The sequence below is a fragment of the Candidatus Poriferisocius sp. genome (assembly GCF_965208355.1).
GTDB lineage: Bacteria > Actinomycetota > Acidimicrobiia > Acidimicrobiales > Bin134 > Poriferisocius.
In genome coordinates, this window is record NZ_CBDBOM010000003.1 from 3,023,588 (window position 1) to 3,046,304 (window position 22,717).

Here is a 22,717-nt window from a genome sequence, read left to right on the forward strand (position 1 = left end):
TGCTTACATACGATTAGTCCCATGCTCGAAGTCTCGAGATTGACTACCCGATACGGGGCGATCTCAGCGCTTCGAGACGCTGAACTGCGCGTCGGGTCCGGTGAGGTGGTCGGCCTCATCGGGCCCAACGGCGCGGGCAAGACCACACTGTTGGGATCGATTGCCGGGCTGCTCTCCCCCGCAGCCGGATCGGTCACATTCGAGGGCGCTGACATCACCGGCCACTCGCCGGAGAAGCTGCTGCGCCTGGGGGTGGCGCTGGTCCCCGAGCATCGGCGCATCTTCGGCGACCTCACCGTGGAGGAAAACCTGAAGATCGGCGGCATCACCCAGTCCCGCGACGAGCGAGCCGAATTGCTCGACGAGATGGGCGAGCGGTTCCCGGTGTTGCGAGAAAAGCGGACGGTGGCCGCAGGCTATCTCTCGGGAGGGGAGTCTCAGCAGCTGGCCATCGCCCGGGCCCTGATGTCCAAGCCTCGATTGCTGATGATGGACGAGCCATCGCTGGGGCTGGCTCCTGTGCTGGTGGATGTGGTGTTCGAGCTGATCGAGTCGCTCCGGAGCCAAGGACGGACCCTGCTGGTGGTGGAGCAGAACGCCACCCGCATGCTGGAGGCGGCCGACCGGGCTTACGTGCTGCGGTCGGGGGAGATCGTGGCCCAAGGGACGGGAGCAGAGTTGCGGGAGCGCCCCGACCTGTTCGACACCTTCGTCGGAGGCAACGGGCAATGACCGAACTGCTCCAGAACCTCATCGACGGCCTGGGTCGGGGCAGCATTTACGCCCTGCTGGCCCTGGGAGTGGCGGTGATCTTCGGCGTCATGCACCTGCTCAACTTCGCCCATGGCGAGTTGATCACCGTCTCGGGCTATGTGGCGTTTTGGACCATCAACGAGGGCTGGTCGTGGTACCTGGTCGCCCCGGTCATCATCGGGACCGCCATCGTCACCTCGCTCGTCATTGAAAGGGTTGCATTCAGCCGGGTCCGAGGCAGCTCCGACTTCACCCTGTTGTTGACGTCTTTCGGCGTCCATTTCGTGGTGTCGGCCATCTTCTTGCTCTACGTGTCCGCGTCGGTCAAGACGTTCTCAGAACCAGGATGGGTTGCCAACACCTTCCCAGTCGGCTCGCTGAATGTTGAGGTGTACGACGCGGTGGTGATCGGAGTGACTCTGGTGACCCTGCTGGGCACGTCCTGGCTCGTTCAGCGCACCATGTTCGGACTGGCCCTCCGAGCGGCCGCCGCCGACTTCGATACCGCCCGGCTCATGGGGGTGCGCTCCGACACGGTGATCCGAGGGGCATTTGCCCTCTCTGGCCTGCTGGCCGGTATTGCCGGCGTGTTTTGGCTCATGCGATCAGGGCACACCACTCCAACTGTCGGGATCACTCCCATGCTCAAGGGGGTGTTGGCCGCGCTGATCGGGGGCTTGGGCAGTCTGCGAGGCGCAGTGCTGGGTGGCTTCGTGCTCGGCCTAGCTGAGGTTCTCTTGCGGTCGCGGCTGCCCGATTCGGTGGCCAGCCTTACCGAGGGATTCGTGTTCTTGCTGATCGCCCTGCTGTTCATCTTCAGGCCGCAGGGCCTCATTCGGGTAGCCCACGCGGAGCGAGTGTGATGGCTGAGGACACGGGACGTTCGACCGCCCACGCCGGGATGTTCCCCAACTGGCGCCGCGACGTGGCCTTCCCCATCGTCGGGGTGGGGGTCCTGTTCGGCGTCTTCATTGCCTTCGGGCTGCTCTATCAGAGCTATTTCGGCGGAGCGGGCGAGCGCCTGGTCACCACCGCCATGATCAACGCCGTCATCGTGCTGGGCATCCAGATCTATGTCGGGAACACTGGAGTGCTGTCGTTCGGCCACATCGGATTCGGAGCGATTGCCGGCTACACGTTCGCTATTTTCGCCATTGCCCCAGTCGAGAAAGCCAAGCGCATCCCCGACGCGCCCTTCGGGCTGACCGATGTGGATATGGGTTCTTGGGGGGCAGTGGGCGTCGCCATCGCCGTCACGGTGGTGGTGGCCTTTTTCGTGGGCATCGGCCTGGCCCGTTCGGGGGCCGAGTCGGGGGCGGTGGCCGCCACCGTCATCACGCTCGCCCTGCTGTTTGTGACCCACGAAGTGGCCCGCCATTGGCCGGAATTGACCGGCGGTGAGCGCGCCGGTCTGTCGTTCCGCATCGGGGGCAAACTCGACACCCGGGTACCCATCTATTCGGCGCTGGCCGGTTCGCTGGTGCTGGCCCGTCTCTTCGCCCAGAGCCGGCGGGGGCGACTGGCCAAGGCGGGGCGGGAGGACGACCTGGCGGCCCGGGCCATGGGCGTGAACCCCATGGTCCAGCAAATGATCGCGCTGTTGACTTCGGTGGCCGTGGTTTCGGTAGGGGCCAGCTTGAAGGTCTATGAGACTGGCTCGCTCCTTCCCGAAGACTTCTTCTTCTTCTTCACCCTGCTGACGCTGACGATGCTCATTGTGGGAGGACGCAACAGCGTCACCGGGGCGCTGTTCGGCGTGGCCGTGATCACGGTAGGACGGGAGTTGGCCCGCCGAATGGGCCAAGACGGGTTCGAAGTCTTCGGCCTCGGTCTCGACAGCGAGCCGTTGGACTGGATCTTCCGGGAGAACCTCCAAACCGTGTTCCTCGGCGTGGCCATGCTCGGCTTCATGATCTGGAGGCCCAAGGGAATCCTCAGCGACTGGGAATTCGACGAGTGGCTCTATCGTCGATTCACCAGGACCCAAAGCGCGCCCCCGGTACCGCAGGCCACCATGGATGCCGACCAGGAGGCCCGGCTCGAGGTAGGCGATGTCAGCGTGGTCTTCGGCGGGTTCCAAGCGCTCTCCCAGTCGGGATTCGAAGTGAGCAGCGGCCAAGTGGTGGGCATCATCGGACCGAACGGCGCGGGCAAGACCACGATGCTCAACGTCATTACGGGACTGGTCCCCGCCACCTCGGGCCAAGTGAAGTTGAACGGTGTTGACCTCATCGGCACCCCGTCGCATGAGGTCGCCCGAGCCGGGCTGGTGCGCACTTTCCAGAATCTCCGGCTGTTCGGATCGCTCACTGTTCGGGAGAACGTGGAGGTGACCCGGCTGGTGGCCATCGCCGAACACGACGATCGCTCCACCCCGGAAACCGACGTTTTGGTGGCCGCCGCCGGATTGTGGGACCACCGGGACCGGCGGGCCAGCGAACTCGACTACGGCAATTCCCGCCGGTTGGAGCTGGCCCGGGCCGCGGCCGCCCGACCGCTGTTCCTCTTGCTCGACGAGCCCACTTCGGGAATGAGCGATACCGAGTCGCTGGCCATGGTCGAGCAAGTCCAGACCATGGCGGCGCTGGTGGGCGCCGGGGTGGTGGTCATCGATCACGATCTGGACTTCATCATCGGGATCTGCGACCGCATCTACTGCCTCGATCGCGGCTTGGTCATCGCGGTGGGCACCCCAGAGGAGATCCAAGCCGACCCCTCGGTGCAGGCCGCCTACCTCGGATCGGCGGCGTCATGACCGAACTGGCCGTCTTCCCCGATCCCTATCAGGGCACCCGACCGCCCAACCGCCGGCGGGGCGGATTGGCCGACGACGTGGTGCTCTATGTGAGGGAGCAGATCCTCACCGGTGCGTTGAAGCCGGGAACCAAGATCGACCAAGAAGCTCTGGCCGCCGCGCTTGATGTGAGCCGGAGCCCGATCCGGGAGGCGCTGGTCATCCTCGGCCAGGAAGGCCTGTTGGACCTGATTCCCCGGCGGGGCGCCGTGGTGGCCGATCTGACCCCCGAAGACATCGTCGACCACTACGAGCTGTTCGGCGTGGTTGGGGGCCGGGCCGCGGCCATCGCGGCCGACACTCTGGGCGAAGATGAGATCGAGCAGCTGCGAGCCATTCACGAGCGTTTCGTCGACGGCACCAGCGACGACCTCTCTGCTCTGAACTGGGCTTTCCACCGCATCATCAACCGCACCGCTCCCCGCCGGACCCGCTGGCTCCTTCGCCTGCTGGAGCGCTCGGTCCCGGCCGACTACTACGAGTTCACCGACGGATGGGACGCTCAGGCCGTTCAGCACCACGCCGCCATCCTCGAGGCCATCGTCGACCGCGACCCCGAGGAGGCGCGCCGCCGGATGGAGCATCACCTCCACGAGTCGGGCATGGCGGCGGTGGCTCATCTGGAGCGCCAAGGATTCTGGGAGGACTGAGTGACCGCCGCACCCGACGACTTCGAACTCATCCGCACTGAGGTGCGCCGACTGTGCGACAAGTTCGGCAACGAGTACTGGCGTGAGCTCGAGCCCAGCGGCTACCCCGAGGAGTTCGTGGCCGAGCTGACTGCTCACGGCTGGCTCGGATCGCTCATCCCCGAGCAGTACGGCGGCGGCGGGCTGAGCCTGGCCGGGGCGTCGGTGATCGTGGAGGAGATTTCGGCCAGCGGGGGCAATCCCAGCGCCTGCCACGCCCAGATGTACGTGATGGGCACCCTGCTGCGCCACGGGTCCGAGGAGCAAAAGCAGCGGTACCTGCCCCTGGTGGCCGACGGGCGCAAGCGATTGCAGGCTTTCGGGGTAACCGAGCCCACCGCCGGATCGGAGACCACCGCTATCCAGACTCGAGCGGTTCGGGATGGGGACAGCTGGAGCATCAACGGCCAGAAGATCTGGACGTCGCGGGCGCTGTACTCCGATCTGATGATTCTGCTGGCCCGCACCGCCCCAGCCGACGAGGGGGACAATCGCACCGATGGCCTGTCGGTTTTCCTCATCGAGCTGAGAGATGACAACGGGGAGCTGGTGCCAGGGCTGACTATCAACCCCATCCCCACGATGATGAACCACAACACCACCGAGGTGTTCTTCGACGACGTGGTGGTGCCCGGCGATGCCCTGGTGGGCACCGAGGGCCAGGGCTTCCGCCACATCCTCGACGGCATGAACGCCGAGCGGATTCTCATCGCCGCCGAGTGCATCGGCGACGGCCGGTTCTTCCTGGAAAGGGCCAGCGAGTACGCCAAGGGTCGAGAGGTGTTCGGACGGCCCATCGGCATGAACCAGGGAGTGGCATTCCCGCTGGCCCGGGCTTACGCCAACCTCGAGGCTGCCGACCTCATGCGGTGGAAGGCGGCCAACCTGTTCGATGCCGGGGAGCCGTGCGGTGCCGAGGCCAACATGGCCAAGCTGCTGGCGTCGGAGGCCTCCTGGGAGGCCGGGAATGCCGCGCTCAACACCCACGGCGGATTCGGGTTCGCGGTGGAGTACGACATCGAGCGCAAGTTCCGCGAGACCCGGCTGTATCAAGTAGCCCCGGTCAACAACAACCTGGTGCTGGCCTTCGTGGCTCAGAAGTGCCTCGGCCTGCCCAAGAGCTATTGACATGCAGGCCGTCGTCCTTGAAGCTCGGAATTCGCCCCTCGTGGTGGTGGACGATTACCCCGAGCCCGGTGCCGACGGCACCGAGGTCATCGACGTCATTGCCTGCGGGCTGTGCCACTCCGACCTGCATGTGGTGGCCGGCGAATTCCCCAGTCCCCTGCCCATCGTGTTGGGCCACGAGGTCACCGGATTCCACCCCGACCTGGGACCGGTGATGGTGTACGCCCCCTGGGGCTGTGGGCAGTGCCGGGAGTGCGCCGACGGCAACGAGATGATCTGCGCCGATGCCACCGAGGCCGGCCTGGTGGTGGACGGGGGCTATGCCGAGCGCATGGCCATCGCCGATCGGGCGTACCTGTATCCGCTGGGCGATCTCGATCCGGTGGCCAGCGCGCCGCTGGCCTGCGGGGGCCTCACCGGCTACCGGGCGGTGCAGCAGACTCTGGAGACGCTGCGCCGTCCTGGTCGGAAGCGCCGGGTGCTGGTCATCGGCGCCGGCGGGATCGGCCAGTTCGCCCTTCGCTACCTCAAGCTGCTGTCCGACGCCGAAGTGCTGGTCCTCGACCGGGCCGCCGACAAGCGGGCCACGGCGCTGGCCATGGGCGCCGACGGGGCGCTTGACGCTGACGACGAGCTGCCGCTGTGCGATGCAGTGATCGATTTCGTGGGTAGCGATGCCACGCTGGCCATAGCGGCCAGTGCGGTGGCCAGGCAGGGCCTGGTGGTGGCAGTCGGCTTGTACGGCGGCCGCATTCCGTTCGGCGTTGGGGCCGTTCCCCACGAGGCCCACTTCATGTCCAGCATCTGGGGCACTCGGCCGCAGCTGGGGGAACTCCTCGACTTGGCCCGCCGGGAGCCGTCCATCATCGCCCCGGTGGAAACCATGCCCTTCACCGATGCCCAACTCGCCCACGACCGTCTGCGCACCGGCGACGTCCAAGGCCGACTGGTATTGCTGATCAACCAAGCCCATGCCAACTGAACCGTCAGAGAGGTACTTGAAACATGGCTGAATTTTCCGGCGTTGACGACTTCCGCACCGCCTGTGAGCAGGCCGAGGTTCACACCGTCGAGGTGGCCACACTCGACACCCTGGGCCATATCCGGGGCAAGCGGGTGCCGGTGGAGCGGTTCTTCTCGACGACCGTCGATGGCGGCCTCAACATCGCCGATGCCATCTTCACGTTCGACATGCAGAACGACCTCCCCGATCACCCCTACATCAACATGGAGTCGGGCTTTCTCGACTGCCACCTCGTGCCCGACGTCTCCACCGGGCGCATCTTCTCGCATCGTCCGGGCTATGCCCTGGTGTTCGCCGACACCTTCGACCCCCACGGCCAACCGCACTTCGCCGCCCCCCGCAACGTGCTGGCCGATCAGATCGAACGGTGCCGCCAAGCCGGTTTGGACCCGGTGGTGGCCACCGAACTTGAGTTCTACATCTGTGCTCCCGACTGGACGCCGGTGCAGAACCACATCCAGTACTCCTCGCTCACCGACGCCCTGGAGCTGGAGGACTGCGTGCGGGACATGCGCCACGGTTTGCTGGCCGCTGGGCTGGAATTGGAGTCGTCCAACCCCGAGTACGGACCCGGGCAGATGGAGATCAACATCGGCCACGCCGACGCCATGACCTGCGCCGACAACACCGTGCTGCTCAAGAGCATCGTCAAGCAGGTGGCCGTCCAGCACGGGATGCGGGCCACCTTCATGCCCAAGCTGTGGACCGAGCCGTCGGGTTCGGGCATGCACATCCACACCAGCCTGTCCGAGGGCGGGGCCAACGCCTTTGCCGACTCCGACGGCAAGCCCAACCTGCTCATGGCGCACTGGGTTGCCGGGCTGCTCGAGCACGCCGAATCCATGACGCTGCTGGGTGCCCCCACCATCAACGGACCCAAGCGCATCCGCCCCTACACGTTCGTGCCCACCCACGTGCACTGGGGCCTGGACAACCGCTCGGTGTATTGCCGGTGCATCTGCGAGCCCGATTCAGCGGCCAACCGGGTGGAGCACCGCGCCGCGGGGGCTGACGCCAACCCCTACCTGATGATTGCCGCCATCCTGGCCGCCGGACTCGACGGGATCGAGCGGGCACTGCCTCTGCCGGCCATGAGTGAGGGCGACATGTACGCCGACCCCGGCGACTCTCTGGCGTTGCCCACCGATCTGGCCGGGGCTATTGCCACCTACCGGAACAGCCCGCTGTCCGAGCTTCTGGGAAAGATGTTCTCCGAGGGGTTCCTGTGCTTGGCCGACCACGAGCTTTCGTTGGCCGCGGAGAACTCGCCCCATCCCGACGAGGTGAACAACTGGGAGCGGGCCCGGTATGCGGAGCACTGCTGAGATGGCTGCGACATCGGCCGCCGTGGTGGAGACACCCAACGTCACCGAGCCCAGCCTGTATCTCGAGGGGATCCCCCACGACCGCTTCACCCAACTGCGGGCCATCTCCGGCCTGGCCTGGCACCCCTACGAGGACGGGGGCTTCTGGGCGGTGACCCGCCACGCCGAGGTGCGCTATGTGTCCCGGACCCCCGAGCTGTTCTCCTCAGCTATCGGCCATACCAACCTGTGGGATCTGGAGGCCGACGCGCTGGAGGCCCGCCGATCGCTGATCGATACCGACGCCCCCGACCACACCCGGCTCCGACGCCTGGTGGCCGGTGCTTTCACCCCCAAGAACATCCGCCGGTGGGAGGAGACGGTGCGGGCCATCACCATCGAACTGCTCGACGAGTTCACCGCCCAGGGCGGAGGCGACTGGGTGGAAATGGTGGCCGCCCCGCTGCCCATTCAGGTGATCTTGACCATGCTCGGCGTACCGGTCGAGGACGCCGACTACCTGGTGGAGCTGTCCAACTACCTGGTGGAGGGCACCGGCGACGCCCAGTCGATTCCCCCCGATGCGTTCGGGAATACCACCGAGTTGCGCCTGCTGCCGTTCAACAGCCCGGCCAGCCACGCGCTGTTCGAGTATGGCGAGGGGATGCGCCAACAGCGCCAAGATGATCCCCAAGACGATCTGGTATCCCACTTGGTTCAGGCCGAATCCGACGACGAGCGGATGTCGAGGAGCGAGTACCGCAACATGTTCCACCTGCTGGTGTTCGCCGGAAATGAGACCACCCGCACCGCCATCAGCCATGGGGCGCTGGCGCTAGCCGCCAATCCCGATGAGTGGCAGCGAGTGCTCGACGACCCGTCGATGATCGAGTCGGCCGCCGAGGAGATCCTGCGTTGGGCCACCCCGGTGATGCACATGAGGCGCACGGTCACCACCGATACTGAACTGGCCGGCACCCGCATCGCCAAGGGCGACAAGGTGGTGATGTGGTACGCCTCGGCCAACCGCGACGAGACCGTGTTCGAGAACCCATTCAGGTTCGACGTAAGCCGGGCCAACAGCGACCACTTCGCCTTCGGCGGCGGCGGTCCCCACCTGTGCCTAGGGGCCTTTCTGGCCCGGCTGGAAGTCACCGTGCTGCTGGAGGAGATGGCCAAGCGGTCGATCTGCCTGGAGCAGACCTCGGAGCCGGTGCGAGCCCGGTCGAATTTCGTCCACGGCGTGCAGTCGGTGGGCATGCAACCGAAGGGCACCCGATGAGTGCAGGGGCCGACAGAGGCGGCAGGGCCGAAGCGATGGTTCGGGTGGCGGTGGACCGGGAGCTGTGCATCGGCGGCGGAGTCTGCGAGATGCTCGAACCTGAAGTATTCGAGTTGGACGACGACATAGTCATTTCCTCGGTGGTTGGCGACGGCCTCTTGCCCCGAGACCGAGCCGATGTAGTAGTGGATCGCTGCCCAGGGCAGGCCATATCCATAGTGGAAGGAGAGTTTTGATGGAGACCTACGACAACTGGATCGACGGGGGATTCGCTCCCCCGCCCAATGGCCGGCGCATGGCCACAACCAATCCGTTCTCTGGGGAGCCCTGGGCCGAGGTGGCCGACGACCCGGCCGCTGTGGACGACGCCGTCCGAGCCGCTCGCCGGGCGTTCGCCGACGGCCCCTGGGCCACCATGGCCGCCACCGAGCGGGCCCGGCTGATGCGCCGCCTGGGCGAGCTGCTAACCCGCGACGCCGAGCTGTTGGGCCAGGTCGAGACCCGGGACAACGGCAAGATCATCCGCGAGACGTCAGCCCAGGCCAAGGGCTTGCAGGGCTACTACGACTTTTTCGCCGGGATGGCCGACAAGATCGGCGGGGAGCAGCTGCCCAGCCCGTCGCCCAACTTCTTGGTGTACACCGAGCGCGAGCCCATCGGGGTGGTGGGCGCCATCGTCCCGTGGAACTCGCCGCTGGCCCTGTTGACCTGGAAGCTCGCCCCGCTCTTGGCCGCCGGATGCACGGTGGTCGTCAAGCCCTCCGACATCACCCCGGTCACCGCCCTGTTGCTGGCCGAGCGGACGGCAGAGGCCGGAATTCCCCCCGGGGTCATCAACGTGGTGACCGGCGGCGCCGAGGTGGGCGCGGCCATCACTTCTCATTCCGACATCGACAAGATCACCTTCACCGGCGGCGGAGCCACCGCCAAGCACGTGGCCCGGGCCGCAGCCGACAACCTGACCCCCACAGTGCTGGAGCTGGGGGGAAAGTCGCCCCAGATCATCTTCTCCGATGCCGACCCCGAAGCGGTGACCAACGGGCTCCTGGCCGGGATCTTCGCGGCCAGCGGTCAGACCTGCATTGCCGGATCGAGGGCCTACATCCACCGGGACATCGTCGACGAGGTGGTGGGCCGGGTGGTGGCCCGAGCCAATGAGCTGGTGCTGGGCGATCCTGCCGATACTGCCACCGAGATGGGACCGTCGGCCTCTGACGCTCAGCGGGATCGGATCCTGGCCATGATCGACCAAGCCCGCACTGAGGGGGCCACCATTGCCGCAGGGGGTGTGGTCGACCCCGAACTCGGCGGACGGTTCGTTCGCCCCACCGTGATTACCGGGGTGACCAACCAGTCCACCATCGTCCGGGAGGAGGTGTTCGGCCCGGTGCTGGCGGTGCTGGACTTTGAAGACGAGGACGAGGTGGTGAAGCTGGCCAACGACAGCGACTACGGGCTCGCCGCAGGCATCTGGACCAACGACATCCGCCGGGCCCACCGAGTGTCGAGAGCACTCCGGGTGGGCACGGTGTGGATAAACACTTACCGCAACGTGAGCTACATGGCCCCCTTCGGCGGCTTCAAGCAGTCAGGTTACGGCCGGGACAACGGGCTCGAAGCCCTCGACGGCTTCCTCCAGACAAAGACAGTCTGGATCGAGCTCACCGGCGCCACCCGCGACCCGTTTGTGATCGGATGACCCTACTCAGAGGCGTTCGTCGTGACTGCTCGCAGGAGCCGGGCCAGATCGTGTTTCTCGGCAACGCTGAGGCCGCCGCTCATTTTGCCCTCGAACTCGTTGAACTGGGGAAACAGCTGCTCAATTGTCCGGAGTCCGGCCGGGGTGAGAGCCACGGTCACTCGGCGGCGGTCCGACTGCATGCGGGTGCGCTCCACCCGACCCTGCTTTTCCAGGGTGGTCACCATCCCCGTCAACGTGCCTTTGGCCAGATCGCACTCGGAGGCCAGTTGAGCGGCTTCCATCTCTCCCCACACCCACAACACCCACATGATGGTGAAGCCGCCCCACGACAAACCGGCTTCGGCCAGCACTTCTCGCTCAGCCCGGCGGCGCACGGCCGCGGCGGCCCGGTAAATGTTGGAGATGGCCTGCATCGAGTCGAAATCGAGGGGCTGGTCACCCAGCCGAGCCTGGATGTCGACCTCGGCATCAAGGAGGCGTTCGTCGTGAGTGGAGTCTGTCGCCATGGGATCCCTAGGTAGATTGCCAGACATGCCCGAATTCCGCCGCATCCTCCTCGACGGTTATCCTTGCGATGTCGAACGCGTTGGAGACCGGCTGGTCTCCGGTGACGGCCGATCGGTGACCATCGATGATGCCGTCCATTTGGCGCCGGTCACGCCTACCAAGATCATCTGCATCCACCTGAACTACCGCAGCCGGGTGGAGGAGTTCATGACCAAGCTCCCGCCCGCGCCGACCTACTTCCATAAGCCGATCACCGCACTAACCGGCCACAAAAGCGACGTCGTGCGCCCAATCGGCTGTGAATGGCTCAACTACGAGGGCGAGATCGCCATCGTGATCGGCAAGACCTGCCGCAACGTGTCCCCCGCCGACGCCGGTCACTACATCGCCGGCTACAGCGTGGCCAACGACTACGGCCTCCACGACTTTCGGGACACCGATGCCGGGTCGATGCTGCGGGTGAAGGGCAGCGACACCCTGTGCCCGGTGGGCCCCGGCCTGGTCACCGATTGGGACTTCCAGGGCAAGCGCATCCAGACCATCGTGAACGGTGAGGTCAAGCAGGACGCCACCACCGACGAGATGGAATGGGACATGCACTACATCGTGGCCGACATCGCCCGGACCATCACCCTGGTGCCGGGCGACATCCTGCTGTCGGGCACCCCCGCCTACTCCCGCCCGGTGGAGCCCGGCGACGTGGTCACCGTAGAGGTGGAGGGCCTGGGCGCGCTCACCAACACCATCGTCTCCGGCCCCACCCCCATCCGGGACGACGTGGGCGCGCAGCCGTCGAACTCCGAAGAAGTGCAGTCAACCGCCAAAGGCGGGGATTGGGAGTTTCGGGGCATTCGTGCCCCCCAAGGCCCCGGCGCCCAGCACTACGAGTCCACTGTCGAGGAGGAATAACGCGGTGAAGATTGGCATGGGGACCCGCCAGGACGTCGGCGGGGTGTCGGTGCCGGTCGACCATTTGATTGGGGGATCGTGGGTGTCCTCGCCTCAGCGGTTTGAGACCCGGTCGCCGATGGGGTGGGAGCATCTGGCCGACATCGCTCGGGGCGACGATGCCACGGCGGACGCCGCGGTGGCTGCCGCGGTGGAGGGCTTCGAGGCCTGGAGCGCCTTCAGCGTCGGGGAGCGAGCCGACGCGCTCCACCGACTGGCCGATCTGATTGAGGCCCGCAACGACGACATCGCCCTGGTTGAGACCTTGGACATGGGCTTTCTCTATGAGTCCATGAAGCAGCGGCTGGTGGCTCGGGGCGCGCTCAACTTCCGCACTTATGCCGACCTGATCACCGAGCACGAGAACAGCACCTGGGACGCCAAGAGCATGCGGAACCAAGTGCAGCGCATGCCCGCTGGCCCGGCGGTGGTCATCACCCCCTGGAATGCGCCGTTCATGCTCAGCACCTGGAAGCTGGCCCCTGCGCTGGCCGCCGGAAACAGCGTCATCCACAAACCGGCCGAGTGGTCTCCGCTGTCGGCCGCACTGCTGGCCGAGCTCACCCTGGAGGCCGGATTCCCGCCCGGCGCCTACAACCTGGTGCAGGGCATCGGCGAGGAGGTGGGCGCCGCGCTGGTGGCCGACCCCCGAGTGCGCCGCATCACCTTCACCGGATCGCCCGAGACGGCCCGCCACATTGGGCGGGCCGCCGCGGCCAACATCGTCCCGTTCACCGCCGAGTTGGGCGGCAAGGGTCCGTTCGTGGTGTTCGCCGACGCCGATCTCGACGCTGCCGCCCACCGAGCGGCCTGGCAGTTCGACGACTCGGGACAGGTGTGTCTGGCCGGCACCCGGCTGCTGGTGGCCGCCGAAATCCGAGACGAGTTTCTGGAGCGGTTCCACCACCACGCCGACGCGCTGGTGCTGGGCGACCCCCGGGATCCGGCCACCGACATTGCCCCGCTGGCCCACCCCGACCACCGCGACCGGGTCCACGGATTCGTGGAGCGGGCCCGGGAGGCGGGCGACATCGTTGTGCGGGGTGGCCAACCGATTGACGGCAGCCTCCACTACCAGCCGACGCTTATCGAACCGGTGTCCAACGACAGCGAGGTGGTGCAGCGGGAGATCTTCGGCCCGGTGCTCACTCTCCAGACATTCGCCGATGAGGCCGAGGCGATCGCCTTGGCCAACAGCACCGACTACGGCCTGTCGGCCCAGATCTGGACAGCGTCACAGTCAAGGGCCGAACGGGTGGGCGCGGCGGTGCGGGCCGGTCTGGTGTGGGTCAACACCTTCTTGGTGCGCGACCTCACCGCCCCATTCGGCGGCTGCGGCATCTCCGGAATCGGCCGGGAGGGCGGCGACTACGCCCTCGACTTCCACAGCGACATCAAAACCCTGATGATCCTCGACGACACCACCAAGTGAACGCTGGGCAAACTCTGCTACATCGAGCGGGAGGGGTCCATAGGGGCGGGGGCGGCTTTGGCCATGGAGTCTTGCTGGAACGTGGCCACCAACTGGCCTTCGGCGGTGAACACCTCGCCCTGGCCATAGACCCGTCCGTTGGCCGCCTTGGTGCCCAGCATCTGGATGAGCAGCCACTGAGAAACGTCGAGGCGGTCCAAGAAATGCAGAGTGTGGGCGATCACCCCGGTGGAAAGGGTGCGGTGGGCGTCCTCGATGCGGATCGTGTCCCGGTGGGGGCGCATGGCCAATCCGATGATGTTGCCGCAGGTGGCCCACCCGGCGATGCCTTGGTTGGCCGCCTGGGAGTCCACCCCTGGCTCGTAGCGGTGCCAGGCCCGCTCCACCGGCACTCCGTCGATTGCCGGCTCGCCCGGCACCGGCCGCCAATCGGCCCCCGGAAAGATGAAGGCGAATCCGGGGTCCAAACCGTCGGGACCGGGCACATCGGGCATAACCGGCTCGTGGCGCATCAAGTCGTCGTCCAGCGTGCTCATCAAAATCAGCGCCCGGCTGAGCAGCTTGCCCCCCTGGGTGGCGGTCACCGCATCGCTGGCCCAGGTGCGCCCGGCCTGCATGGAGTCGACGTCCACTTCGATGGGCAGGGTGTAGGTGCCGGCCCGGGCGAAGATGGAGTGGACGGAGCGAATGTCCTTGGCGCCGCCCGCCTCCCGATCCGACGCCATCATCATCTGGGCCATGAGCTGCCCGCTGAACACCACATCGCGCCCCTCGGCCGACTCTGCCGGCTGAAAGACGTGATAGCGCCGCTCCCCGACTTCGGTGAGCTCCAAAATGTCGGGCAGTTCGCCGCTCATCGGGCGCTAGTGCTCATTCATCCATCCCGAACATGGCCGGATCGAAATCCATCATCCCGGCCATGACCTTCACAAATGGATCGTCCCAGGCGTCCACCAGCGAGGCATTGGTGTGGCCCTGGTCCACCAGCAGGTTGATCCCGTTGATACCGCTGGCCGCGTCGCTGCTCAGGAACAGCAGCGTGTCGCCCATCTGCTCGGGAACCAGGGTCGGCACGTCGGCGGCCTCCCGGTAGCTGGCCCCGAAACCGAGCCACAGGTCGGCGTTGGCCCGGGCCAAGGGCGTGTCGGTGGGGCCGGGCATGATGGAGTTGATGCGCATGCCCTTTTGCAGGAAGGGGAACGCCTGACCGGCCACGTAGCCGTTGATGGCCTGCTTGCTGAACATGTAGCTGTCGGTGCCCTCGTGCTCGTCGATCCACGCCGCCGCGGTGTCCCAGTCGGGGGTGGCCAGAAAGTCCTGCACCTGCTCGAGGTTGCTCATCCAGCCCAACCCGGCCGCCGAGGAGATGAAGCTCACCGAGCTGCCTCGGCCCAGCTTGCCGCCCTTGATCAGCGCTTCAATGAGATGTCGCTGCGAGGTGAAGTTGATCAGCATCAGGTTGCCGGTGCCGTCGGCCACCCCCGCGCAAGCCAGCACGGTGTGCACTGGCCCTTCGATGGCCTCGACGGCCGCGTCCACACTGGCCTGGTCGCCCAGATTCACATGGATGGACTGCCCGCACTCGTAGGCGACGTCGGCAATGTCCAAAACGATGGTGTGGGCCCCCAGCGAGGCCGCTTTCTGGGCGGCCGCCGCTCCCATCCCGGTGGCCCCGCCCACCACCAGCACCCGCTTGCCCTCGTAGTTGACCAGATCAGCCATATCCGTTCCCCTTTTTGGTCTTGCTTGTGAATGGTCTAGCCGATATTGGGAGACTGCTGGCAATGAGCAGAGGGCAACCCAACATCGCAATCGCCCATTGGCCGGGAATGGATCTGTTTGGCGAGGCCGATCTCGACCGGCTGCGGGCATTGGGGCCGCTGTTGAATGACAAGCCCATCGGAGCATGGGACGACGAGACCGCCGCCGTGCTGGCCGAAGCCGAGGTGATCGTCGGCCATTGGGGATGCCCCCCGCTGGACGCCGCCGTGCTGGATCGGGCCCCCCAGCTGGGCCTCTTCGCCTACGCGGCGGGCACGGTCAAGATGACTCTGACCGAGGCGGTGTGGGATCGCGGTATCCGGGTGACCAGCGGGGCCAACGCCAACGCCGAGCCGGTGGCCGAGTTCACTTTGGCCGCCATCATGTTTGCCAACAAGGGGGTGCTGTGGCGCCGGGGCCCGGCGGACTTCTCGGCCCTGTCGGCTATGGGCGACCGCCAGTGGGGCAACTATGGCCGCACCATCGGCATTGTCGGGGCCTCGTTGATCGGTCGGCGGGTGATCGAGCTGTTGCGGTCCTTCCCCCACTTGAAGGTGACGCTCTATGACCCCTATGTCTCCCCCGAAGAGGCGGCTTCGTTGGGAGTGGACAAGGTGGAATTGGAAGAACTGTGCGCGGGTGCCGACGTGTTGTCCATCCACGCGCCGGCCCTGCCCGAGACCATGCACATGATCGGCGCCGACCAGCTCTCGGCGTTGCCCGACGGCGCCACGGTGATCAACACCGCCCGCGGCCCCCTGATCGATCACGAGGCGCTCTTGCCCCACCTGTCGTCGGGGCGGTTGTACGCCATATTGGATGTGACCGATCCCGAGCCGCTGCCCGAAGACAGCCCGCTGCTGGCGATGCCCAACGTGTGGATCAGCCCCCATCTGGCGGGCAGCCAGGGCACTGAGCTGGCCCGCATGACCGACTACGTGATCGAGGAAGTCCGCCGGTGGTCCGCTGGTGAGCCGGCCCTCAATGAGGTGACTCGCGACCGATTGGCCACCATGGCATGAGCATGGACTTTCGCTTTCCCGAGCTTCCTCTAGCCGAGGCCACCACCGCAGGGGCGCTGGCCGACCGCCTGGTGACGGCGACGACCGAGAAGATGGCCGAGTTCGAGCAGTCGGCTGCTCCCGGCTTCAAGCTGCCCGGCATATTCGCCGGCCATCCGGTGCTCGACGACACCACTGCCGACCTGATGTACGTGCTGGGGCTGCTCATCGACTGCGGGGTCGAAGAGGTCGCCGGGTGCGACCTGCAAGATCGAATCCCGCCGCTTATCGCCTCGCTCGACCCTGGCGCGGTCGAGGGCTTCTACAGCTATCGGGTTGGGGAGACCGCGTTGCGTCTGGGCGGCCTGGATGCGCTGCCCGCTGAACTACGCCAACCCGTGCTCGACGCCGTGTACTCCAAGGAGATCATCGCCCGGCTCGATGACACCGACGCCATCCCTCCCAATTTTGCGGTGGTTGCCACTCGGTGTCTCCGGGCCCTGGCCCGCCTCCGGGGCGACGATGAGCCTGCCGAGCTGCCTGCTCTGCTCGACCGGGTGCGCTCCATGTTCACCAGCCCCACCGGTTGGATAAACGACGGCATGGGCGCCTTCACCCACTTCGACATCTATACCCCGGACATGTACTTGTTCGCCGAGCCCCTCGTGGACCAACTCGGCCCGGGTTGGGCCGATGGGCTGTCCCAGGTGCTTCGCGATCTCGACGAGGTCGCCCAGCCGGGCGGGGCCGTTGTGTGGGGGCGCTCCATCGGCGCGCTGGGCATGGCCATCACCATTGAGTTAGCCGCCATCGCCGCCGGGCGCGACCTGAACGCCCCGCAAGACCGCTGGTTGGCCCGGGCCGAAGCCACGCTCGAAGATTTACTGGAATGGTTCCCCAACGGGGTGATCGCCGCCCACCAGAACCGGGCGGCAATGTTCTACCGAGGCCCGGCCCGGCGGCTTCAGATGACCTTGGACATCTATGGAAAGCTCCTTCTGTCGGCCCTGGAGCTGCGCCGCAGACCAGATGTAGGGGGCGCGCCATCTACCGATGCCTTCCTGCCGGCCGAGCGCTTCATCCGATTCGACGATTCCGGGCGGGCCACGGTGTGGTCGTACCGGTCGAAGTCACTGTCGTTCGCCCTGCCCACTGTTTTTGGCTTCTCCGCCGATTACGCCTCTTCCCCTCGGGGACCTGGCCTGTTGGAGCAGCCCACTTCTGGGCATCCGGTCATGTTGCCGGTGATTTCCCCCCGGGGGCGAGACGAAATGGCTGGCACCAGCAGTGCCCCGCTGATTCCCGCTGGTCTGCCCGTATTGGTGGAGCACACTCCAGGGGCAGTCACCGTGGTCCACGACGGGTGGGCACCAGCGGGAAGCAGCGATCCGGTGGTGGCCGGAAGCAGAACCGCCACATACAAGGTAGAAGCCCGTTCGCTGGTCGTGTCCGAACAACTCCGATTTGACGACCCCGACGCCCTGCCCGGCCCCCTCACCCTTTCGGTGGCCGAATCCGATGCTCGGCCGATTGACGTGGGGATCGATACCGGTCGTGTTCAGACCATCGACACTGCCGGGCTAGCAGAGTGGCGCAGTTTCTGGGGCGAGCTGCCCCGGGTGATCCAGGCTGAGATCGAACCAGCCGCGTCGGTGGACTTCACCTGGAGGATTACTCCCCGGCTGCGGGTGGCCAGCACCATCCACGGCCACCCCTACGACCGATCGCTGTACGACCCGCTGGCCGACCGAGTGGTGGCATCCGGCGCGGGCATTCCCGACGACAAGCTGATCAGAAGGCTGCGGGACATCGACGTGCTGCACATGGCCTGGCCCGAGTGGTGGAGCGGTGTCGACCCCGAGCGCACCGCCGAAGTGCTGGAGCAGGTCAAGGCCACCGGCACCGCCGTCGTGTGGACCCAGCACAACCTGCTCCCCCACTTCTTCAAGACTGACGAGGCCGGGGCCAGCTACCAACTGTGGGCCGACGCGGCCGACGCGGTCATCCATCACAGCGAAGTGGGTCGGGACGTGGCCCTGGGCACCTACCGCTACGGCGCTCACACCGAGCACCATGTCATTCCTCACGGCCACTGGGGCCGCGAATACGAAGCGGTGGCCAATACCACCCGACAAGACGTGGAGTTGTCCGAGGGATGGGCGCCGTGCGGGCTCCGAGTGGCGGTGATCGGCACCCCCCGAGTCGAGAAAGACCTGCAACTGGTGGTGGACGCCGTGGCCGCCTGTGCCCGAGACGACATCCAGCTGGTCATCCGGGTGGACCTGTCGGTAGCTGTTCCCGACGATCCCCGCATCATCGCTGAGCATGGCCATCTCGACTTCAATCAGTATCTGCGGCGTATGAAGGCCTTTGACGCGGTCATCCTCCCGTTCGCCCCCTCCGGGATGCTCACCACCGGCACCGCGTTTGACTGCCTGGGGGCAGGGGTGCCTGCCATCACCAGCGACTGGGACTTCTTCGACGAGACCTTCGATGGCGCCGACATCCGCTACGGCTCAACCGTCGAAGACCTCACCCGATGCCTCGACGAGCTCACCTCTGAAGATCTGGACCGCTCCCGTCAGGCCCTGATCGATCGCCGCCCGGCCTTCGACTGGGAACCCATCGCCGATCAAACTCTCGCCGTTCTCGAAGCCGCCTCCCTCAGCAAAGCGTGACGGATTCGGGCGTTACACGATGGCTGGTACCAGCAGCGTGATCCAGATGGTGAGCATGAACCCCACCATGGTGGTCATGATCAATCGAGTCTGCTTGGCCATCTCCGTGCGAAACTCAGCGCGCAGCTCGGCACCGAGGACTCGTAGGTCGTCCTTGGTCGCCAACTGGTCTCGCCCTTCGGGGATTATGCACTGCATGAGCGTCTCGGTTGCCTCCGTGCCGATGGCCTGAACCAGTCGGTTGGCCAACTCCGTGCGCTCTAACTCGGTGACTGCCATTGGTTCCCTTCGTCGTCTATTCGATTCTGAGGGGAACCCTTTATGCTCTGGGGCGGTGCCGGTTCCGACTGCCTTTTGCACCCTACACATAATTGTTGGCTGAAACAACCACTTCCCCCAAGGACACCACATGGACGAGTACAAATTCGTTGATTACGAGACCGCTGACGCCGTGGCCACCATCACCCTGGCCCGGCCCGAGAAGGCCAATGCCCAAAACGAGCGGATGCTCGATGAGCTGCACCACCACTTCTTGGCCGCGGAGTACGACGACGATGTGAAGGTGATCGTGCTGCGAGGCGAGGGCAGGCACTTCTCTGCCGGCCACGATCTGGGCGGCGGCGCCCCCGACCCCGACGCGGTGTCGCTGGCCGAGTCCGACGGCAGCTGGCAGCTGAACAAGATCTACCGGTGGGAAGCCCGCAAATACCTGGGATATTCGTGGCACTGGCGCAACATCCCCAAGCCCACCATCGGCGCCATCCAGGGCAAGGCCATCGCCGGCGCCCTGAACCTGATCTGGCCGCTGGACCTGCTGGTGGTGGCCGACGACGTGGAGTTCTCCGACCCGGTGGTGTTGATGGCCATTGGCGGTGTGGAATACCACGGTCACACCTGGGAGCTGGGCGCCCGGCGGGCCAAAGATCTCCTGTTCACCCAGCGCTCGCTGGGCGCTGAAGAGGCACTTCAGATGGGGCTGGCCCGAGAGGTTGTCCCACGCGACCAACTCTGGGAGCGCACCCATGAGCTGGCCGCGCACATCGCCACGAACAACGCCTTCGGTCTGGCCCAGGCCAAGCGGGCGGTCAACCAGACCCTCGACGTGCAGGGCTACTACACCGCCCTCCAGTCGGTGTTCGACGTCCACCACACCGGCCACGGCAACGCCATCAGCGTCAGCGGCTACCCCATCTTGATGCAGCTCGACGAGATGAAGCAGAACCTCAAGAACCAGTAACCGTTGATGCCCCTAGCCCGTCCACACCACTAGCCCGTCACCCCGACATGGCCACCGACTACGACGCAATCTTCAAGGCCTACGACATACGGGGCACCGTGGGCGATCAGATCGACGCTGACGGCGCCCGGGCCATCGGGGGGGCATTCGCCCGATTCGTGGCCTCATCGGGAGCCGAAGCAGTGCTGGTCGGGCGGGACATGCGTCCCGAGGGCGAGGAATTCGCCGCCGCATTCGGCGAGGGCGCGATGGACCACGGCATCGACGTGATGGACGTGGGGCTGTGTGCCACCGACATGCTCTACTACGCCTCGGGAAGCCTCGGCCTGCCCGGCGCGGTGTTTACTGCCTCCCACAACCCCGCCGGCTACAACGGCATCAAGATGTGCGGGGCCGGGGCCGCTCCGATCAGCTCTGACACCGGCTTGGAAGCCATCAAGGCCATGGCGATCTCCGGCCCCGATCCTGGCGCAGCTAGGGGAGCCCGCACCACCCGCGACCTGCTGAGCGGCTATGTGAGCCATGTGCGCTCATTTGTGGACGTTGGCGCGCTGGCTCCGCTGCTGGTGGTGGCCGACACCGCCAACGGCATGGGCGGCTTGGTGGTGCCCGCGGTGTTCGACGGTTTGCCCTTAACACTCGACCATCTGTACCCCGAACTAGACGGCACCTTTCCCAACCACCCGGCCGACCCTCTCCAACCGGAGAATCTGCGGGACCTCCAGGATCGGGTGCTAGGTATCGGGGCCGACCTCGGCATGGCCTTCGACGGCGACGCCGATCGCATGTTCCTCGTCGACGAAAACGCCCGACCGATCTCGGGTTCGCTCACCACCGCCATCATCGCCCGCTCGATTCTCGACCGCGATCCCGGTGCCGTCATGATTCACAACTTGATCTGCTCTAAGGCAGTGCCCGAGGTGATCGCCGAGGGAGGCGGGAAAGCTGTTCGCACTCGGGTGGGCCATTCCTACATCAAGCAGGCCATGGCCGAGACCGGTGCGGTGTTCGGCGGCGAGCACTCCGGCCACTACTACTTCAGGGACAACTACCGGGCCGACAGTGGGCTGATCGCCGCTCTGGTGGTGTTGGAGGCCCTCAGCCACCACCCCGCCGGCCTGTCCGACCTGGTTTCGAGCTTCGACCGTTACGCGGCATCGGGGGAGCTGAACGCAAAGGTGGCTGATACCGCTGCGGTTATCGAGCGGGTCGCGGCCGCCTATTCAAGTGCCCGCCAAGACCAACTCGACGGACTCACCGTGGACCTCGGCGACTGGTGGTTCAACCTGCGCCCCTCCAACACCGAGCCCCTGCTGCGGCTGAATCTTGAAGCCCCCACTCCCGACGATGTCGAAGAGCGAGTGGCCGAGGTCCAAGCTCTCATCGCTTGACTCGCCCGCTCCCAAGATGGGCGCAAGACGCGCGCCAATCCCGTTGCTTTTGGGCGGTCTCCCCGAGAGGATGATGAATACCAGGAATGATTCGCGGTTCGGGCCGGGGAGAGGATTGCCCCCCTCCCGTCCTCCTCTCCCCGGCTCGGCCGTAATTTAGACGCTGAGCACGAATTCCGCACGGCGTTCTGCCGGGGACAGTTGGCCGCTACGACACTGACGTCAGCCGATGGTGATCAGGGCGGTGCCGGCCAGCACGGCAGCGATGCCGACAGCCTGCCACCACCGCAGGGCGTCGTCGTCCAAGATCACTGCCAGGGCGATGGTGACCACCGGGTAGAGCGATCCGGCTACCGACACTTCCCCCACTGGGCCGCGCTGCACTCCGGCGATGAACGACGCCATGCCCAAGCCGCCAGCGATGCCCCCGGCCAGCGCGGCCAACCGCAGAGAGCGGGGCAGGATCTGGGGGATGCGGCTGGCCCGAGTGACCAGCAACATGGCCGCCAGGGCCGCCGCCCTCTGGGTGGCCGCCGGCCACATCCCGCTGTCCACGCTGGTTCGATCCAACAGCACGATGACCGCCGTGAAGGCAAGGCCTCCCAGCACGGCGTAGGCGATGCCGGTGCCGACGTTGGTAACGGACTGGGGCACGATCACCGCCAACAGCAGCCCGGCCACGGCCACGGCAATGCCGACATTGGCCACCTGCGTGGGGCGCTCACCGGTGGCAAATCCGTAGGTCAGAGGCCCCAGTGCGGTGAAGGCGGCCACGATGGGCGACGCGATGGCTGAGGAGGACACGGCCAAGCTGTGCCACATGGCCGAAAGGGCAATGGCGATGAGCACGCCTGAGGCCGCGCCGAGAAGGAGGTCGGCGGCAGTGATAGCGCTGGGCACGATCAGCAGCAGCACCATCGTGATGCCCAACCCGCCCACAAACGCGGTGCCTACCGTGGTCATGGCGTGGGCGCGCCGACTGCAATACCGCCCGAAATAGTCGGAAACGCCGATCAGCGCCGACGCCAAGGCCCCCAGCAACACCGGCATGCCCCCCGCACGCTAGTAGCCCAAGGGATGCCCAAT

At 66.1% G+C, this 22,717-nt stretch carries 21 protein-coding genes; 16 read left to right on the forward strand and 5 right to left on the reverse strand.

The features are described from left to right. Positions 1-21: 21 nt before the first annotated feature. Genes ACOGXH_RS15340 through ACOGXH_RS15385 form a run of 10 tightly spaced genes read left to right on the forward strand, consistent with a single transcriptional unit; the run spans position 22 to position 10,673 of the window. Positions 22-732 (forward strand): ABC transporter ATP-binding protein, encoded by a 711-nt coding sequence (locus ACOGXH_RS15340; protein ID WP_419929957.1) that lies wholly within the window; start codon positions 22-24, stop codon positions 730-732. Then, entirely contained in the window at positions 729-1,616 is an 888-nt protein-coding gene (locus ACOGXH_RS15345; protein WP_419929958.1) for a branched-chain amino acid ABC transporter permease, read from the forward strand. Before ACOGXH_RS15340 ends, ACOGXH_RS15345 begins: the two co-directional genes overlap by 4 nt. Beyond that, positions 1,616-3,508 (forward strand): ATP-binding cassette domain-containing protein, encoded by a 1,893-nt coding sequence (locus ACOGXH_RS15350; protein ID WP_419929959.1) that lies wholly within the window; start codon positions 1,616-1,618, stop codon positions 3,506-3,508. The genes ACOGXH_RS15345 and ACOGXH_RS15350 overlap by 1 nt, the downstream gene beginning before the upstream one ends. Beyond that, complete coding sequence (locus ACOGXH_RS15355) at positions 3,505-4,197, forward strand: GntR family transcriptional regulator (RefSeq protein WP_419929960.1); 693 nt, start codon at positions 3,505-3,507, stop codon at positions 4,195-4,197. The genes ACOGXH_RS15350 and ACOGXH_RS15355 overlap by 4 nt, the downstream gene beginning before the upstream one ends. Beyond that, positions 4,198-5,364, forward strand: coding sequence for an acyl-CoA dehydrogenase family protein (locus ACOGXH_RS15360; RefSeq protein WP_419929961.1), 1,167 nt, complete (start codon positions 4,198-4,200; stop codon positions 5,362-5,364). Between the two features lies 1 nt (position 5,365). Beyond that, positions 5,366-6,346, forward strand: a complete 981-nt coding sequence (locus ACOGXH_RS15365; RefSeq protein WP_419929962.1) for an alcohol dehydrogenase catalytic domain-containing protein — start codon at positions 5,366-5,368, stop codon at positions 6,344-6,346. Positions 6,347-6,369: 23 nt separating this feature from the next. Continuing rightward, positions 6,370-7,713 carry a glutamine synthetase family protein gene (locus tag ACOGXH_RS15370; protein ID WP_419929963.1) on the forward strand — a complete coding sequence of 448 codons (1,344 nt, stop codon included), beginning with the start codon at positions 6,370-6,372 and terminating at the stop codon, positions 7,711-7,713. A 1-nt stretch (position 7,714) separates the two neighbouring features. After that, positions 7,715-8,974, forward strand: a complete 1,260-nt coding sequence (locus ACOGXH_RS15375; RefSeq protein ID WP_419929964.1) for a cytochrome P450 — start codon at positions 7,715-7,717, stop codon at positions 8,972-8,974. Further along, complete coding sequence (locus tag ACOGXH_RS15380; RefSeq protein WP_419929965.1) at positions 8,971-9,210, forward strand: ferredoxin; 240 nt, start codon at positions 8,971-8,973, stop codon at positions 9,208-9,210. Before ACOGXH_RS15375 ends, ACOGXH_RS15380 begins: the two co-directional genes overlap by 4 nt. Beyond that, on the forward strand, positions 9,210-10,673 hold the full coding sequence (locus ACOGXH_RS15385) for an aldehyde dehydrogenase (RefSeq protein ID WP_419929966.1): 1,464 nt from the start codon (positions 9,210-9,212) through the stop codon (positions 10,671-10,673). Before ACOGXH_RS15380 ends, ACOGXH_RS15385 begins: the two co-directional genes overlap by 1 nt. Positions 10,674-10,675: 2 nt before the next feature. Here the strand turns inward: ACOGXH_RS15385 and ACOGXH_RS15390 are convergent, their stop codons facing one another. Further along, the gene (locus tag ACOGXH_RS15390; protein ID WP_419929967.1) at positions 10,676-11,182 is read right to left on the reverse strand and encodes a MarR family winged helix-turn-helix transcriptional regulator; all 507 of its coding nucleotides are present in this window, start codon (positions 11,180-11,182) and stop codon (positions 10,676-10,678) included. A 25-nt stretch (positions 11,183-11,207) separates the two neighbouring features. Between ACOGXH_RS15390 and ACOGXH_RS15395 the strand changes: the two genes are divergently transcribed. Both ACOGXH_RS15395 and ACOGXH_RS15400 read left to right on the forward strand, forming a co-directional pair. Next, positions 11,208-12,092 (forward strand): fumarylacetoacetate hydrolase family protein, encoded by an 885-nt coding sequence (locus ACOGXH_RS15395; protein ID WP_419929968.1) that lies wholly within the window; start codon positions 11,208-11,210, stop codon positions 12,090-12,092. A 4-nt stretch (positions 12,093-12,096) separates the two neighbouring features. Further along, complete coding sequence (locus ACOGXH_RS15400; RefSeq protein WP_419929969.1) at positions 12,097-13,563, forward strand: aldehyde dehydrogenase; 1,467 nt, start codon at positions 12,097-12,099, stop codon at positions 13,561-13,563. A gap of 17 nt (positions 13,564-13,580) precedes the next feature. Here the strand turns inward: ACOGXH_RS15400 and ACOGXH_RS15405 are convergent, their stop codons facing one another. After that, a complete protein-coding gene (locus tag ACOGXH_RS15405) occupies positions 13,581-14,420 on the reverse strand; it encodes an acyl-CoA thioesterase (protein ID WP_419929970.1) in 840 nt (279 codons plus the stop codon). Positions 14,421-14,433: 13 nt separating this feature from the next. Then, positions 14,434-15,285 carry an SDR family oxidoreductase gene (locus ACOGXH_RS15410; RefSeq protein ID WP_419929971.1) on the reverse strand — a complete coding sequence of 284 codons (852 nt, stop codon included), beginning with the start codon at positions 15,283-15,285 and terminating at the stop codon, positions 14,434-14,436. A gap of 62 nt (positions 15,286-15,347) precedes the next feature. On the opposite strand from ACOGXH_RS15410, the gene ACOGXH_RS15415 reads away from it, so the two are divergent. Together ACOGXH_RS15415 and ACOGXH_RS15420 are read left to right on the forward strand one after the other, a co-directional pair. Further along, complete coding sequence (locus ACOGXH_RS15415; protein WP_419929972.1) at positions 15,348-16,346, forward strand: hydroxyacid dehydrogenase; 999 nt, start codon at positions 15,348-15,350, stop codon at positions 16,344-16,346. Then, positions 16,343-19,003: a hypothetical protein gene (locus tag ACOGXH_RS15420; RefSeq protein ID WP_419929973.1), complete on the forward strand. Its 2,661-nt coding sequence runs from the start codon at positions 16,343-16,345 to the stop codon at positions 19,001-19,003. Before ACOGXH_RS15415 ends, ACOGXH_RS15420 begins: the two co-directional genes overlap by 4 nt. Before the next feature lie 12 nt (positions 19,004-19,015). On the opposite strand, the gene ACOGXH_RS15425 is transcribed toward ACOGXH_RS15420, so the two are convergent. Next, positions 19,016-19,282 (reverse strand): hypothetical protein, encoded by a 267-nt coding sequence (locus tag ACOGXH_RS15425; RefSeq protein WP_419929974.1) that lies wholly within the window; start codon positions 19,280-19,282, stop codon positions 19,016-19,018. Between the two features lie 130 nt (positions 19,283-19,412). On the opposite strand from ACOGXH_RS15425, the gene ACOGXH_RS15430 reads away from it, so the two are divergent. After that, positions 19,413-20,240: an enoyl-CoA hydratase gene (locus tag ACOGXH_RS15430; RefSeq protein ID WP_419929975.1), complete on the forward strand. Its 828-nt coding sequence runs from the start codon at positions 19,413-19,415 to the stop codon at positions 20,238-20,240. A gap of 47 nt (positions 20,241-20,287) precedes the next feature. Next, a complete protein-coding gene (gene manB, locus ACOGXH_RS15435; RefSeq protein WP_419929976.1) occupies positions 20,288-21,631 on the forward strand; it encodes a phosphomannomutase/phosphoglucomutase in 1,344 nt (447 codons plus the stop codon). Positions 21,632-21,853: 222 nt separating this feature from the next. Here manB and ACOGXH_RS15440 read toward each other — a convergent pair whose 3' ends face one another. Beyond that, complete coding sequence (locus ACOGXH_RS15440) at positions 21,854-22,681, reverse strand: EamA family transporter (RefSeq protein ID WP_419929977.1); 828 nt, start codon at positions 22,679-22,681, stop codon at positions 21,854-21,856. Positions 22,682-22,717 lie beyond the last annotated feature (36 nt).

Excerpts from the sequence above, each read along its gene's own strand:
- ACOGXH_RS15380 (WP_419929965.1), top strand. The coding sequence starts at position 8,971 with ATGAGTGCAGGGGCCGACAGAGGCGGCAGGGCCGAAGCGATGGTTCGG.
- ACOGXH_RS15375 (WP_419929964.1), top strand. The coding sequence starts at position 7,715 with ATGGCTGCGACATCGGCCGCCGTGGTGGAGACACCCAACGTCACCGAG.
- ACOGXH_RS15440 (WP_419929977.1), bottom strand. The coding sequence starts at position 22,681 with ATGCCGGTGTTGCTGGGGGCCTTGGCGTCGGCGCTGATCGGCGTTTCC.
- ACOGXH_RS15395 (WP_419929968.1), top strand. The coding sequence starts at position 11,208 with ATGCCCGAATTCCGCCGCATCCTCCTCGACGGTTATCCTTGCGATGTC.
- ACOGXH_RS15390 (WP_419929967.1), bottom strand. The coding sequence starts at position 11,182 with ATGGCGACAGACTCCACTCACGACGAACGCCTCCTTGATGCCGAGGTC.
- ACOGXH_RS15420 (WP_419929973.1), top strand. The coding sequence starts at position 16,343 with ATGAGCATGGACTTTCGCTTTCCCGAGCTTCCTCTAGCCGAGGCCACC.
- ACOGXH_RS15405 (WP_419929970.1), bottom strand. The coding sequence starts at position 14,420 with ATGAGCGGCGAACTGCCCGACATTTTGGAGCTCACCGAAGTCGGGGAG.
- ACOGXH_RS15425 (WP_419929974.1), bottom strand. The coding sequence starts at position 19,282 with ATGGCAGTCACCGAGTTAGAGCGCACGGAGTTGGCCAACCGACTGGTT.
- ACOGXH_RS15430 (WP_419929975.1), top strand. The coding sequence starts at position 19,413 with ATGGACGAGTACAAATTCGTTGATTACGAGACCGCTGACGCCGTGGCC.
- ACOGXH_RS15350 (WP_419929959.1), top strand. The coding sequence starts at position 1,616 with ATGGCTGAGGACACGGGACGTTCGACCGCCCACGCCGGGATGTTCCCC.
- ACOGXH_RS15410 (WP_419929971.1), bottom strand. The coding sequence starts at position 15,285 with ATGGCTGATCTGGTCAACTACGAGGGCAAGCGGGTGCTGGTGGTGGGC.
- ACOGXH_RS15415 (WP_419929972.1), top strand. The coding sequence starts at position 15,348 with ATGAGCAGAGGGCAACCCAACATCGCAATCGCCCATTGGCCGGGAATG.
- ACOGXH_RS15385 (WP_419929966.1), top strand. The coding sequence starts at position 9,210 with ATGGAGACCTACGACAACTGGATCGACGGGGGATTCGCTCCCCCGCCC.
- ACOGXH_RS15340 (WP_419929957.1), top strand. The coding sequence starts at position 22 with ATGCTCGAAGTCTCGAGATTGACTACCCGATACGGGGCGATCTCAGCG.
- ACOGXH_RS15345 (WP_419929958.1), top strand. The coding sequence starts at position 729 with ATGACCGAACTGCTCCAGAACCTCATCGACGGCCTGGGTCGGGGCAGC.
- ACOGXH_RS15370 (WP_419929963.1), top strand. The coding sequence starts at position 6,370 with ATGGCTGAATTTTCCGGCGTTGACGACTTCCGCACCGCCTGTGAGCAG.
- manB (WP_419929976.1), top strand. The coding sequence starts at position 20,288 with ATGGCCACCGACTACGACGCAATCTTCAAGGCCTACGACATACGGGGC.
- ACOGXH_RS15365 (WP_419929962.1), top strand. The coding sequence starts at position 5,366 with ATGCAGGCCGTCGTCCTTGAAGCTCGGAATTCGCCCCTCGTGGTGGTG.
- ACOGXH_RS15355 (WP_419929960.1), top strand. The coding sequence starts at position 3,505 with ATGACCGAACTGGCCGTCTTCCCCGATCCCTATCAGGGCACCCGACCG.